This is a genomic window from Geomonas limicola, from assembly GCF_014193675.1.
Classification (GTDB): Bacteria; Desulfobacterota; Desulfuromonadia; order Geobacterales; family Geobacteraceae; genus Geomonas; species Geomonas limicola.
The window spans coordinates 732,321-745,846 of sequence record NZ_BLXZ01000002.1 but is presented as its reverse complement, the minus strand read 5'-3'; the positions used below and the strand labels follow the sequence as shown (position 1 = coordinate 745,846).

Genomic DNA, 13,526 nt, shown 5'->3' with positions numbered 1-13,526 from the left:
TCTTTGCCGTCCGTCTGACTATCCCTGGAGGTGTGGCTATGAACGGGCTCGTCAAGGAAGGCTCCATTGGGGCCGTCCTCTTCAAATCGCAGATCATCACGGAACAGGAGCTCAAGGCTGCGCTCGAGGAACAGAAGGTTTCCGGCTGCCGTGTCGGCGAAGCCCTGGTCCGCCAAGGGGTGGTGACCCAGGAGGATATCGACTGGGCGCTGGCCCACCAGTTGAACATCCCCTACGTCCGCCTCAGGAAGGACAACCTGGACGCCGCCGCGGTCGAACGGGTCCCCGCCGCGCTCGCCAGGCGCTACCAGCTCTTCCCGGTCTTCCTCTCCGGCAACGAACTCTCGGTCGCCATGGCCGATCCCCTGAACCAGGAAGCCATCGAGGCGCTGGGCCGCGTGACCGGCTGCCAGATCGGCATCTCGGTGGGACTGATCCGCGAGATCCGCGAGATGCAGGAGCTCGCCTACGGGCCGGACCAGGGGGGCTCCGACCTGGGTTTCAGCTCGGCCCTGTTCCCGGCCAAGGTCATCGAGGCGATCAACGCCGACCTGAGCTGCGCGCTCCTTTTGAACCACCTCCTGCTGCGCATCGTGCAGCAGAAATACGCCAGCCTCTCCCTGCAGCCCCTGGGCGACCGGGTGCTCCTGGTGGCGCGCAACGCCGGGCAGACCAACGAAGTGGGGCGGCTCGAACTTACCTACTACGCGAACCTCACCCAGCGCATCCGCAAGCTCGCCAAGCTCCCCGGGGAGCCGGGGCTTGCCTGCTCGGGGCTTTTGAGCTTCCTCTGGCAGGGGAAACGGATCCCCTTCCAGGCGCTGCTCCTGGGGGGTGACGGCGGCGACTACGTGACCCTCAAGCTGCAGCTCTCGGCGCCGCGCCTGGAGGTGCTTGCCGACCTGCAGCTCTCCCCCTCCAAGTTCCGCGACCTCGAAGAGCTGGTGCAGGCACCCGACGGGCTGCTCCTGATCGCCCAGCGCGACCCGGAGGAGCGCTGCCGGCTCATCGACTTGGTGCTGGACAGCTGCGATACCGGCGGCAAATCGGTACTCTTGGTAGGCGAGCGGCTGGGGCGGGGCAAGAAGGTCTTTCCGCGCATCCCGGCCGGCTCCGGTGCCACGGACGGCGTGGCAGGCACCGTCGCCGCGCTGCTCGAGCACGACCCCGACCTCCTGGTGCTGGACGACGCCAGCGAGACCGCCGCCTTCATCTCGGCCAGCAAGGCGGTGTTGCGCGGCAAGAAGGTCCTGGCGGGGCTCGCCCACGGCAGCAAGGGGGGGGTGCTCAAGCAGCTCCTCTACCTGCACCAGAAGAACTTCCTGGTCCCCAGCCAGCTCAAGGGGGTGCTCTCCTGCAAGGGGGTGCAGCTGCTCTGCCCGAGCTGCAAGGAGCGCTACCAGCCGACCGCCGAGGAACTCGCCGCCCTCAGGCTGCCGCCGCACCGGGGGGACTACTACCGCCCGCACGGCTGCCCCGAGTGCGACTTCACCGGGTACAGCGGCAGGCGCTACCTGGTGGACGTGATCCGCTTCGACGCGGCGTTTCTCGAGATTTTCGAGACCATCCGCAAGAGTGCCGACATCATAAGCTACATGAAAGACAACGGGTATCGCGGCATCACCGAGGAGGGGGCCCAGCTCTTGGAGCGCGGCGAGATCTCCCCGGGTGAGTACGTCGCCTCGATCCTTCTATGACGGAGACCAGCAATGGCACGAATTGATGCGCTGTTCAAGCTGATGAGCGACAAGGGGGCCTCGGACCTGCACCTCTCCACCGGGGCTCCGCCGATCTTCCGCCTGCGCGGCGAGATGGAACGGCAGAACTTCAAGGCGCTGGGGCACGAGGAACTCAAGGCGATCCTGTTCGAGATCCTCACCCAGGCGCAGCGCGAGGAGTTCGAGGAGCACCACGACCTCGACTTCGCCTACTCGGTCCCGGGACTCGCCCGCTTCCGCGGTAACCTCATGATGCAGCACCGGGGTATCGCGGCGGTGTTCAGGATCATTCCGAGCAAGATCCTCTCGGCCGACGACCTCGGGCTCCCCGACGCGGTGCGCAACCTCACCGGGCTCAAGAAGGGACTCGTGCTGGTCACCGGTCCGACCGGCTCCGGCAAGTCCACCACCCTTGCCGCCATGATCGACCTGATCAACTCGACCCGCTCTGAGCACATCATCACCCTGGAGGACCCGCTCGAGTTCATCCACGAGAACAAGATGTCGCTGTTCAACCAGCGCCAGATCGGGGAGCACTCGGACAGCTTCGCCACGGCGCTCAGGGCCGCGTTGCGCGAGGACCCGGACGTCATCCTGGTGGGCGAGATGCGCGACCTGGAGACCATCCACCTCGCCATGAGCGCCGCCGAGACCGGTCACCTGGTCTTCGGGACCCTGCACACCGCCTCCGCGGCGAAGACCGTGGACCGCATCGTGGACGTCTTCCCCAAGGACGCCCAGGAGCAGGTGCGCGCCGTCCTCTCCGAGGCGCTCAAGGGGGTGATCTGCCAGCAGCTCCTGAAGTCGTCCGACGGCAAGGGACGCGTGGCCGCCCTGGAGATCATGGTCGGGACCCCGGCCATCGGCAACCTGATCCGCGAAGGGAAGACCTTCCAGATCCCCTCGATCATGCAGACTGCCCGAAGAGACGGCATGCAGCTCATGGACCAGCACATCCTGGACCTTTTGAAGACCAAGAAGGTCGCGCCCGAGGAAGCCTACCGCTGCTGCAACGACAAGAAACTCTTCGAGCAGCACCTCCCTTCGAAAGAGGCGGGTCAGGGGTGAGAACATGCAGTTTCCCATCTCCGAGCTGATCCGCGGGGTGCACCCGCCCCCCATCTCCGAGGTGCGGGGGTGGCTCGCCGCCGCCGACCCCGAACTGCCGCTCATCGACCTCTGCCAGGCAGTGCCCGATTACCCCCCCGCCCCCGCCCTGGTCCGGCACCTCGCCCACCTTGTGGAGGACCCGCTCACCTCGCGCTACACCCCGGACGAGGGGCTCGTCGAGGTGCGCGAGGCGATCTGCGCCGGCTACCGTCTCCAGTACGGGGCGCAGCTCAACCCGCGCCAGATCCTGCTCAGCGTCGGTGCGAGCCAGGCCTTCTGGCTCGCCATGGTCACCCTGTGCCGCGCCGGCGACGAGGTGATCGTGCAGCTCCCCGCCTACTTCGACCACCCCATGGCGCTTGCCATGCTGGGGATCCGCTGCGTCTTCGCCCCCTTCGACGAGTCCCGCCGCGGACTCCCCGACCCGGACCGGATCGCCTCCCTGATCGGCCCGCGCACCCGCGCCATCCTGTTGGTCACCCCCAGTAACCCGACCGGCGCCGTGCTCCCCCCGGAAATGGTGGAGCGGCTCTACGACCTGGCGGCCCGCCACGGCATCGCCCTCATCCTGGACGAAACCTACCACAGCTTCCTGACCGGCGGGGTGCGCCCCCACGCCCTGTTCGAGAAACCGCGCTGGATGGACCACTTCGTCCAGATCACCTCGTTCGGCAAGACCTTCGCCCTCACCGGCTACCGGGCCGGGATGCTGGTCGCCTCCGAGGAGTTCATAGGACACGCGCTCAAGGCGCAGGACACCATGGCGGTCTGCCAGCCACGGCTGACCCAGCATGCGGTGCGCTTCGGGATGGAAAATCTGGGGGATTGGGTGGCGGGAAACCGGGTGACCATGGAGCGCCGGCACGAGGTCTTCGTGGCGGAATGCTCCCGGCCGGGGAACCCGTTCACCCTGGTGGCGAGCGGTCCCTTCTTCGGCTGGGTGCGGCACCCCTTCACAGGGGAATCGGGGCGGGCGGTGGCCCGGCGCCTGGCGCAGGAGTACGCCATGCTGCTCTTGCCGGGCGAGGTCTTCGGTCCGGGGCTCGAGCCCTACCTGCGGCTCGCCTTCGGCAACATCACCGAGGCGGGGATCCCGGAGGCGGTAGAGCGTTTCCGGAGCGTCCCGGTCCCCTAGGCCTCGTAGATCCCGCTCTTCAGGTACTGTTCCAGGGCACTCCGGGTCTGGTCCGACAGCAGCAGGAAGGAGACCCCGAACCCCGCAGAGGCACCTTGTGCCGGCTGGGTCCAGACGACCTTGGCCCGGCACTCCTGAAGCGTCCCTCCCGGCAGCTGGAAGCAGAGCTGGACACTGCGCCCCACCTCCGCCAGGCAGGGGGCGGCGACGAACGCACCGCCGGCACTCAGGTTGAGCACCCAGCCGGCGATCTCGCTGCCGCCGGCGCGGACCGTGACGGGGAGAGAGACGGTGCTGCGCTTGGTCCGCCGCTCCAGGCCGCTCAGAAAGCGCCCCGCGGTCTCCAGGAACATGGCACGGCTCAAGGGCTTGGTCAGGAAATCGTCGCAGCCGACGTCGCGGCAGCGCTGCTGGCTCGCCGCATCCCCCTTGGCGGTGATCATCACCACCGGGAGGTTCGCCAGACCCGGGTCGTTCTTGATGGTACGACAGCACTCGATGCCGTCCATCTCGGGCATCTCGATATCCATGAACACCAGGTCCGGGCGTTTTTTGCCGATGCACTCCAACGCCTCGCGACCGTTGCGGGCCGTCTCCACGCGTACTGCCGCACTTGCCAGAAACTCTTTCTGCATCTCCAGGAATAGTCGCACATCATCGACCAGTAGAATCGTCGGTTCCAACGGGTACCCTCCTTGTCAGGCTTCCATGCCATTCCAGCCAGAAAACATAACAACCTTTGGCGGGTAGGGCAAGGCCCGGAGTACATTTGGGGTCCGCGTCGCAGCGGGTCCCCCGTTATCGAGGGGAGGGAGCCCCTCCCGCCGTCGAGCCACGGCGCCCATGCTATCCCCCCAGATTTGTGAGATTTTTCCGACGACACGCCGCCAGCTGGAGTGGCACCGAGGGACACTTTTCATGTGCCAACACGGCGTACTCTGAGGGAAGTTTCCGAATTTTCTGGGTTTTTCCCTCAACTCTTCCGGAGTTTTTTTAAGCGGCGGGGTCGCATTATTTTGGGTATTGCAATTATTTCCTTACAGAGTAAAGTTGTGGAGACTTACACTTTCTTTCGACCTGGAGCCCCCGGAAACCGATTTAGGAACTGTAAGTATTTTTTATTATAGCTGGTAGGCGAAATGACGTATATTATTACCGTTTTCCTCAGGAGCAAGAGCAACTAACGACTGGAGCGGACATCCCCATGAAGCTTGAGAACTCGTTGTCAATTGTCATTGTCGAAGACGACCTGGAACTGCGCGACCACCTCATGAAAGGACTGTCGTACTTTGGTTTTGATTTGCGCGGGGTCGGCGACGGAGCCGAACTCAATGCGGCCCTTGCCGAGCGGCCGGCGCACATCATCCTGCTCGACCTGGGACTCCCCAGGGAGGGTGGCCTGGAGATCGCGGCACGCATGCGGGACAACCCGACCCTGGGGATCATCATCCTCACGGGACGCAGCATGACCGAAGAGCGCATCCTGGGTCTGGAGAGCGGCGCTGACTACTACTTCGTAAAGCCGGTGGAGATCGCCGAACTCGCCGCTGCCATCAAGAACCTCGGCAAGCGCCTGGCCCCGCCGGTCGGAACCCCCTGGAGCTTCAGCGCCCAGACCTCGAGCCTGCAGACCCCCAACGGGGTGACCGTGTCGCTGACCGCCCAGGAGTGCATCCTCCTGGAACTCCTGTTCGCGCACCTGGGGCAGAACGTGTCGCGCCAGCAGATCTTCGCCGCCCTGGGGCAGCCCGACGAGATCTCGTCAAATGCCCGCATCGAGGTGCTGATCTCGAGGCTGCGCACCAAGGTGCAGAAGGCCGATCCCGGGACCACCCTGCCGCTGCGTGCCCGCCACAACATGGGCTACATCCTGTTGGCCGGCGAAGGGGCCTGATTCCGACCGCACTCGCCTGACGGCGCACCTCGTTTTCCCCGACAGCAGTGCCTTTTTCCTCAAGGCCCGGGTGCCAGCGCGCACTCGGGCCTGTTGCATTTCTCTCCCCTCTCCCCTCCTCACCTTGACCCTCCCGCCCCCAGGCTCGGCATCCGACTGGGCCGACGGTAAGCCTGATCCTACAGCCGCACGTTTTCTTGGTCGTAGCAATCCTCCTCCAATCCGACAGGCGGTAACCGTCCGGACCTAGGGGATATTTCCCTGAGCTGCCACGGTCGATTGGCGCTGGACAAAGCATGGCGAAAGGAGTATATGCTGTAACCAAACCGCCTCCCTTAAGCTTTTGAAAGCATCCGCACGTTTTAGAGCCCGTGCCACTGCGAGGTGCCATGCAACCGCGTTCCCTCGAAACCGAAGAGCTCACCGACCGGCTCACCACGGCCCTTCTGGAACTGGACCGTAACGCCGCCCGGGCCTGTTTCCAGCACGGTGCGCTCGAACCCCTGGCCTTCTCCGAAACCGTGCTCGCCGCGGCACTGGAGCGGATCGGCGACCGCTGGGAGCGGGGCGAATTGGCCCTGTCCCAGGTCTACATGAGCGGGCGAATCGCCGAAGACCTCCTCGACGACATCCTTCCGCCCCAAGATCTCCCCGTTACCAGCCACCCCGCCCTCGCCATCGCCGTCCTCGACGACTTCCACCCCTTGGGCAAGCGGATCGTGAGTTCCGTGGTGCGCGCCAGCGGCTTCCGGCTTACCGATTACGGGCTCATCGGCGTCGACGACCTGGTACAGCGGGCCCGCCGCGATGGCATCGAGATCCTCCTGATCTCGACCCTCATGTACCCTGCCGCACTGCGGGTGCGCGAACTGCGGGTGCGCCTGGACCGCGATATGCCGGGGACCCGGCTCGTTGTCGGGGGGGCACCCTTCCGGCTCCACCCCAACCTGTGGCGCGAGGTCGGGGCAGACGCCACCAGCACCACAGCCGCCGGCGTGATCCCCCTCTTGCGTCGGCTCATCGCGGAGCCCTCATGAACGAGATGACCCCTCTCGAGCGGGTGCTCTGCACCCTGGGACACCGCGAGCCGGACCGTGTCCCCTTTTTTCTGCTCCTCACCATGCACGGCGCCCGCGAGCTCGGCATCGGCATCCGGGAGTACTACAGCACCCCGGAGCTGGTGGTCGAGGGGCAACTGAGGCTCAGGAAGCGCTACGGCCACGACTGCCTCTACGGTTTTCTCTACGCCGCGCTCGAGTCGGAGGCCTGGGGTGGCGAGACCGCCTTCCGCGACGACGGCCCCCCCAACGCTTTGGCACCCTGCATCACCGATATCCGGAAGATCCCGCACCTCGAGGTGCCGCGCATCACCGAAGCCCCCGGGCTCAAGAAAGTCCTCGAAGTGCTGGCCGGGTTAAAGGCACGAGCCAAGGGCGAGGTCCCCATCATCGGCACGGTGATGTCGCCATTCTCCCTGCCGGTCCTGCAACTGGGTTTCGAGCGCTACCTGGAGCTCATCTACCGGGAGCCGGAACTGTTCTGCGAGCTGATGCGCCTCAATACCGAGTTCTGCGTGGCCTGGGCCAACGCCCAGCTTGCCGCGGGTGCCACGGCCATCTGCTATTTTGACCCCCTCTCCTCCCCGGAAATGACCCCCGCCAGCGACTACCCGCGCCTGGGCGGGGCCGTCGCCCGCGCCACCCTTTCCCGCATCCAGGGGCCGACCGCCACCCACCTGGCCTCCGGCCGCTTGGGGAGCATCCTCGACGAAGTAGCCGGTACCGGCACCGCGGCCCTCGGGGTGAGCTCCCGGGAGGACTTGTCCGCACTCAAGAAGTCCTTCAGTGGCAGGCTCGCCATCCTCGGCAACCTGAACGGCCTCGAGATGTGCGGCTGGTCACCGGAGCAGGCGGCCGGCGAGGTACGCCGGGCCCTGAGCGCCGGCGCGCCGGGCGGCGGGTTCATCCTGTCGGACAACCACGGCGAAATCCCCTGGCAGGTGCCGGACCGGGTGTTGGAGGCGATCTCGGAGACGGTACGGCGCTGGGGGCGCTACCCGATCGCCCCGGAGGTCCTGCCCGATGCCTGACCGACGCCTCGCCATCGTCGCCTGCGCCTGGTTGGCACCGGAACTGGAGCAGGTGGCACGCGGATTCGACCCGGCCGAAGTGGTCTTTGTCCGCTACCCCGCCCGCTGCGGCCGCCCGCCGCTCACCTGGGAAGATCTCGGCCGTCTGCTGCCCGAGACGCTCGAGCTGGACCGGATCGAGATCCTAGGGAGCTGCTGCCTCGAGCAGCTCGGCAAGCCCCCCCCTCACCTGGCCGGGTGCCGGGTCACCCGGCAGCCCCACTGCCTCGCTCCCCTGGCCGGCGACTTCGCCGTGACCCGCTACCAGCAGCAGGGGCAGTACCTGGTGAGTTCCGGATGGCTCACCCACTGGCGCGCGCGCCTCGCCGAGCAGGGGCTTGACGGCGACACCGCAGCAGAGATGTTCGGCGAGTCGGTTGCCGGGATCGTGCACCTCGACACCGGGGTCCTCCCCGACGCCGACCGTGAGCTCGCGGCCTTCGCGGAGCGGGTAAGGCTGCCGCACCAGACCGTCTGGCTGGGGCTGGACCAGCTTGCGCTGCGCTGCCAGGCGCTGGTGTTCGCCTGGCGCGCCGAGCGGCGCGAGGCCACGCTCGGGGGGCGCCTGGAACTGGCCCGGCGCTGCAACGCGGACTACGCCATGGTGCTCGACCTGCTCAAGCTGATCGTGCAGGCCACCGGCAAGGAGGCGGTGCTGCGCGAGGTCCTGCAGCTCTACCAGATGATGTTCGCGGCGGCCGAGGTGGCCTGGATGCCGATCAGCGACGGGAGCGCCGGCGAGGTTGTGCGCCTTGGTTCGGGGGATGCGGCGCAGGAGCCGCGGATCAAGGAAGCGGCCCTGGCGCTTAAGGAGTCTGCTGCGCCGCTTCCCTCGGGTGCCGGGTTCCTCCTCCGGGTGCAATGGGAAGGGTGCCTCCTCGGGGTGATCTGCGTGGACCGGATCGCCCTGCCGGACCACCTCGAACAGTACCTGCAGGTGGCCCGGGAGACCGTGGTGGTCTGCGCCGTGGTGCTCAACAACGCGCTCAACCTGGAGCACCTGCTCGCCGTATCACACCGTCTCATGGTGAACGAGGAGGCGCTCAAGGAAAGCGAGCAGACCTACCACGACCTGTTCCAGAAAAGCAGCGCCATCCAGCTCCTCATCGACCCGGCTACCGGGGAGATCATGGCTGCCAACGAGGCAGCCGTCGCCTTCTACGGCTTCCCCTCAGACACACTCACCTCACTGCGCATCGACCAGATCAACGACCTGCCCCAGGCGAGCGTCCGGGAGGAATTGGCCCGCGCGGCGGCCGGAGTGGAGAGCCACTTCCTGTTCCGGCACCGGCTGGCCGACGGGGAACTGCGCAACGTCGAGATCTACTCGACTTCGATCCGGGTGCGTGGCCGCACGCTTTTGCACACCATCCTCCACGACATCACCGAGCGGGTCCGGTCCGAGGAGGCACGCCGCGACCTGGAAAAACGGCTCCAGCTGGCCCACAAGGCACAAAGCCTGGGACGGATGGCGGGGGCCATCGCGCACAAGTTCAACAACCTCCTGGGTGCGGTCTTGGGTAACCTCGAGCTCGCCCTCCTGAGCCTCCCCTCCGGCGTTCCCCCCGCCGACAATCTCGGCGAGGCACTCAAGGCCGCCTCGCGTGCCGCCGAGGTCAGCACCCTGATGCTCACCTACCTGGGGCAGGCACCGGGCCGGCACGAGAAACTGGACCTGGCCGAGCTCTGCCGGCGTAGCGCGGCGGCGCTGAAAAACGGGCTGCCACCCATGGTGGATCTGGTCCTGGAACAGGAGACCAGCACGCTCTGGTTAAACGGCAGCGAGCAGCAGCTGCAGCAGCTCTTGGCGAGCCTGGTGACCAACGCCTGGGAGGCGCTCGGTGGTGTTGCTGGTGTGGTCCGGCTGCGCCTGAAAACGGTCCAGGCCACCCAGGTGGGGACCCTGAACCGCTTTCCGCTCGACTGGGAGCCCGAGCCGGGCGCCAACTACTGCGCCCTCGAGGTCGCCGACGCCGGCTGCGGCATCAGCGAAACGGATATCGGCGAACTCTTCGACCCCTTCTTCTCCAGCAAGTTCACCGGGCGGGGGCTGGGGCTCCCCATCGTGCTCGGGGTGGTGCGGGCCCACCGCGGCGCGGTGACCGTCGACAGCGAGCATGGAAAAGGGAGCACCTTCCGGGTCTACCTGCCGCTGCTCGAGGGTGCCGAACACCCTGCCGAGCGAAGCGTGCGAACTCTCCCGCAGCTGCCGCAGGGGGGGACGGTGCTTCTGGTGGAAGACGAACCGTCCGTCCGCAAGACCACCAGTGCCATGCTGAGCATCTCGGGGTACCAGGTGCTGGAAGCAAAAGACGGGGCCGAGGCGTTGGATCTGTACCGGCAACACCAGGGTGCCGTTCGCCTGCTTTTAAGCGACCTTACCATGCCGGGACAGGACGGCTGGTCCACGCTCGCCGCCCTGCGCAAGCTGGACCCGGAGCTTCCCGCCATCCTGACCAGCGGCTACGATCAAAGCCAGGTCATGTGCGGGGAGCATCTCCAGTGGCCCCAGGTCTTCCTGCGCAAACCCTACAGTATCGGCTCGCTCCTCGAAGCGGTCCGCCAGGCGCTGGCTCACCAAGGGTAGCGCCCCTCCCCCGGGAGCCCAGCCGGCAGCCCGGCTCCCCCCACCCCATCCTTGAGAATCTTTACCGACTGCTAAGGGTTTCGGCAGGTTGCCTGCGGGGACATCTCGTGGTACTAAGGCCTGCGCCCGCCCGGGCGCCCCAAGAGCCCTGCCACCCGGGAACCCGCAACCTACGCCAGCTCACAAGGGGACTGATCCGCAATGACGTCGCACCGCACCGCGAGGAAGGAATACCGCAGCGCCCGCCGCTGGTCCGCACTCGCGGCAGTCGCCCTGCTGCTCGTGCTATTTGTTGCCGGCGCGGTACAGGCCGCCTGCGTCTGCGGTACCGGCAAGATGACCAACTGGTTCCCCGGCACGGCGCCCATCACCATCGACGGCACCATGAGCGACTGGTCAAGCATCACCGCCAACCCCAACAACAACATCTGCGACGGCTACCCCAGCTCCGCGCTGAGCGACCTGGACGCCCCCATCCAGTCCACCGGCCGCGACCTGATGCAGTTCACCTACACCTTCGACTCCAACTACGTGTACGCCTATACGCAGCGCTACGCCTCGGACTCCAATACCGACAACTTCATCTACTACGCCGACACCAACAACGACGGGCTCATGGAGACCGGCGAGCCGGTGGTGGTGGTTTCCTGGCAAGGGAGTAACCGCACCGTCGGGGTCTACCTGGGGACCTACCAGGCCTACTACGCCGGCGGTGACCCCATGGTCTGCACCACCGGGAAGAGCGCGGGGCAGAGCTGCAGCTCCGGGTACGCCGACGGCTATCACCTGCCGGGGACCATCGTGAACCTCCCCGCCTCGGGCCACCCCACCTACACCGGGCAGTGGGGGAGCGTCTCGGGGACCGAGATGGAGTGGAAGGTCTCCTGGGCCGACCTGGGGCTCGGCACCAATCCCGGGACCCCCTTCACCTTCCACGTAGCGAGCACCAATTCCCAGCCCGGCGCCGGTTCCTTTCCGGCCCAGGTGGACGACAACATGGGCGGGTGCGGGGGCAAGGGTGGGACCACCCAGTACGCCGGGGTCGGCATCGCTCCCGCACAGACCCTCACCCTCAGCTCGGCGACGAGCTACAGCACGACCCATACCCTGACCAACACCGGGAACGGCGCCGACAACTTCACGCTCTCATCGACCGTCTCCGGATCCAACAACCCGACCCCCACGGTGACCTACAGCTACCAGGGGACGAGTTTCACCGACACCAAGAACCTCGGGGCGAGCTTCACCCTGGCCGCCGGCGCCAGCATCACCGTCACGGTCACCTACAGCTTCGCCTCCTCGCCCGCGTCCAAGAACTACACGGTGACCACCACCGCCAAGTCCGATTTCGACCCGACGGTCACGGCACAGGTGGTTGACAGCCTCACCTCGCAGCAGGCGGTCGTGCTGGTAAGCAACACCGTCGGCGGCTACGCGAGCTTCAGCTACTTTGGGGGGAGCAACGGGCTTCCCGCGAACCTCGTGCTCACCTCGTCGGCGGGCAACGACCCGGTCGCCTCGCCGGGTTACGTGGTGAACCCGGCCCAGGGGGCCTCCATCACCCAGGCCATCACCTCGGGGTGGCTCTTCGGCTCGGGCTCCTGCAATTACGCCTCGAGCGGCAGTCCCCTTGCCGGGACGAACTACAGCTTCGCGCCAAGCGGCACTAACGTCGTGCTCACCATCAACAAGGCGGCCTTCACCGGGGACAACGTGATCTGCACCTTCGCGAACCTCAAGCTCCCCAGCATCACGCTCAGTAAGCTCCTGGGCGGGGCGCGCGTTTCGGACAGCGACCAGTTCTCCGTGCAGCTGATAAGCGGCGGCAGCGTTATTGCCTCGAGCAGCAGCGCCGGTACCGGGAGCCAGGTCACCAGCGGCACCGGCTGGCTCAGCTACACCGCCACCGGCACCGGGGCAAGCTACAGCCTCGGGGAAACCAAAAGCGCCGGGCCCACGCCCGCCAACGTCTATGCCGCCACGCTAAGCTGCACCAACAACGGCTATCCGGCCAGTTCCCCAAGCGCCCTCGGTGAGAGCTTCACCCCCGGTATCGGCGACAACTACCTCTGCTGGATCACCAACACCCCGCCGCTTCTGAGGGTCCAACTGCAGACCGTATCGGGAACCGGGAGCTTCGGCTACCTGGGGAACAACGGGGTAGGGAGTTTTACCCTGGACACCGGTGCGAGTAACCCCGCTTCCCAGTCCTTCGTCCTTGCCGCACTGAACACCGCTACCGCACTGGCGCAATCCACCCCCAGCGGCTGGCGGCTCAACGGCGCGAGCTGCCGCGATGCCGCCGGGGCACCGGTGACGAGCACCCTTGCCGGAGATACCTTGACCGTTGCAGCGACGGCGGTCCAGGCGGGGGTAAGCCTCGTCTGCAGCTTCGAGGACGTGCTGGAGCCCAAGCTGCTGGTCACCAAGAGTGCCGACAGCCCCAACGTGGCGCCCGGGCAGCTGGTCACCTACACCAGCCTGATGAGTAACAGCGCCGGAAACGCCCTCAGCGTGACGGTGACCGACACCCTGAGCCCGTACCTCGCCCTGGGGTTGAACAGCTACGGGGCGGGCGTCCCCTTCCAGATGATCGAGGGGAGCACCCCCTCCGGGCTCACCCTGGGGACCCCGGCCTATTCGCGCGACAACGGTGCCACCTGGAGCTACGTTCCGGTCTCCGGCGGAGGGGGAGCCCCCGCAGGCTACGACGCCAACATCACCAACTGGCGGATTCCCATGAGCGGCACCATGAATGCCTGGGCAGGCGGCAGCGCCCCCTACCCCTACTTCACCGTAACCTACAAGGCGTTGGTTCGTTAGCGCAAGGCGAGTGGCCGGATAACGTCTTCACTCCCGGAACTCCCGACCAGATTAACGCCAACCGTCCGCTCCTCAGAAGCCCCCTCCCCTTCAAGGGGAGGGTCGGGGTGGGGATGGGGCAAACATTGGCA

The 13,526-nt window shown here is 66.4% G+C and carries 9 protein-coding genes; 8 read left to right on the top strand and 1 reads right to left on the bottom strand.

Annotated elements, in window-relative coordinates; all coding sequences use genetic code 11:
• The first annotated feature begins 38 nt into the window (after positions 1 to 38).
• The 3 genes from H7688_RS06960 to H7688_RS06950 are packed head-to-tail and all read left to right on the top strand — an operon-like array spanning position 39 to position 3,963.
• Positions 39 to 1,697 (top strand): ATPase, T2SS/T4P/T4SS family, encoded by a 1,659-nt coding sequence (locus H7688_RS06960; RefSeq protein WP_183360328.1) that lies wholly within the window; start codon positions 39 to 41, stop codon positions 1,695 to 1,697.
• A gap of 12 nt (positions 1,698 to 1,709) precedes the next feature.
• Complete coding sequence (locus H7688_RS06955) at positions 1,710 to 2,786, top strand: type IV pilus twitching motility protein PilT (protein WP_183360327.1); 1,077 nt, start codon at positions 1,710 to 1,712, stop codon at positions 2,784 to 2,786.
• A gap of 4 nt (positions 2,787 to 2,790) precedes the next feature.
• A complete protein-coding gene (locus H7688_RS06950) occupies positions 2,791 to 3,963 on the top strand; it encodes an aminotransferase (protein WP_183360326.1) in 1,173 nt (390 codons plus the stop codon).
• On the opposite strand, the gene H7688_RS06945 is transcribed toward H7688_RS06950, so the two are convergent.
• Positions 3,960 to 4,646: a response regulator gene (locus H7688_RS06945; protein WP_183360325.1), complete on the bottom strand. Its 687-nt coding sequence runs from the start codon at positions 4,644 to 4,646 to the stop codon at positions 3,960 to 3,962. The genes H7688_RS06950 and H7688_RS06945 overlap by 4 nt on opposite strands.
• Before the next feature lie 521 nt (positions 4,647 to 5,167).
• Between H7688_RS06945 and H7688_RS06940 the strand changes: the two genes are divergently transcribed.
• The 5 genes from H7688_RS06940 (at position 5,168) to H7688_RS06920 (ending at position 13,395) form a co-directional block, all read left to right on the top strand.
• On the top strand, positions 5,168 to 5,857 hold the full coding sequence (locus H7688_RS06940; protein ID WP_183360324.1) for a response regulator transcription factor: 690 nt from the start codon (positions 5,168 to 5,170) through the stop codon (positions 5,855 to 5,857).
• A 389-nt stretch (positions 5,858 to 6,246) separates the two neighbouring features.
• Positions 6,247 to 6,894, top strand: coding sequence for a cobalamin B12-binding domain-containing protein (locus tag H7688_RS06935; protein ID WP_183360323.1), 648 nt, complete (start codon positions 6,247 to 6,249; stop codon positions 6,892 to 6,894).
• Positions 6,891 to 7,946, top strand: coding sequence for a uroporphyrinogen decarboxylase family protein (locus H7688_RS06930; protein WP_183360322.1), 1,056 nt, complete (start codon positions 6,891 to 6,893; stop codon positions 7,944 to 7,946). The genes H7688_RS06935 and H7688_RS06930 overlap by 4 nt, the downstream gene beginning before the upstream one ends.
• Positions 7,939 to 10,572, top strand: a complete 2,634-nt coding sequence (locus H7688_RS06925; protein WP_183360321.1) for an ATP-binding protein — start codon at positions 7,939 to 7,941, stop codon at positions 10,570 to 10,572. Before H7688_RS06930 ends, H7688_RS06925 begins: the two co-directional genes overlap by 8 nt.
• Positions 10,573 to 10,773: 201 nt before the next feature.
• On the top strand, positions 10,774 to 13,395 hold the full coding sequence (locus tag H7688_RS06920) for a prealbumin-like fold domain-containing protein (RefSeq protein WP_183360320.1): 2,622 nt from the start codon (positions 10,774 to 10,776) through the stop codon (positions 13,393 to 13,395).
• The last annotated feature ends 131 nt before the right edge of the window (positions 13,396 to 13,526 follow it).

Excerpts from the sequence above, each read along its gene's own strand:
- H7688_RS06955 (WP_183360327.1), top strand. The coding sequence starts at position 1,710 with ATGGCACGAATTGATGCGCTGTTCAAGCTGATGAGCGACAAGGGGGCC.
- H7688_RS06925 (WP_183360321.1), top strand. The coding sequence starts at position 7,939 with ATGCCTGACCGACGCCTCGCCATCGTCGCCTGCGCCTGGTTGGCACCG.
- H7688_RS06920 (WP_183360320.1), top strand. The coding sequence starts at position 10,774 with ATGACGTCGCACCGCACCGCGAGGAAGGAATACCGCAGCGCCCGCCGC.
- H7688_RS06935 (WP_183360323.1), top strand. The coding sequence starts at position 6,247 with ATGCAACCGCGTTCCCTCGAAACCGAAGAGCTCACCGACCGGCTCACC.
- H7688_RS06960 (WP_183360328.1), top strand. The coding sequence starts at position 39 with ATGAACGGGCTCGTCAAGGAAGGCTCCATTGGGGCCGTCCTCTTCAAA.
- H7688_RS06930 (WP_183360322.1), top strand. The coding sequence starts at position 6,891 with ATGAACGAGATGACCCCTCTCGAGCGGGTGCTCTGCACCCTGGGACAC.
- H7688_RS06950 (WP_183360326.1), top strand. The coding sequence starts at position 2,791 with ATGCAGTTTCCCATCTCCGAGCTGATCCGCGGGGTGCACCCGCCCCCC.
- H7688_RS06940 (WP_183360324.1), top strand. The coding sequence starts at position 5,168 with ATGAAGCTTGAGAACTCGTTGTCAATTGTCATTGTCGAAGACGACCTG.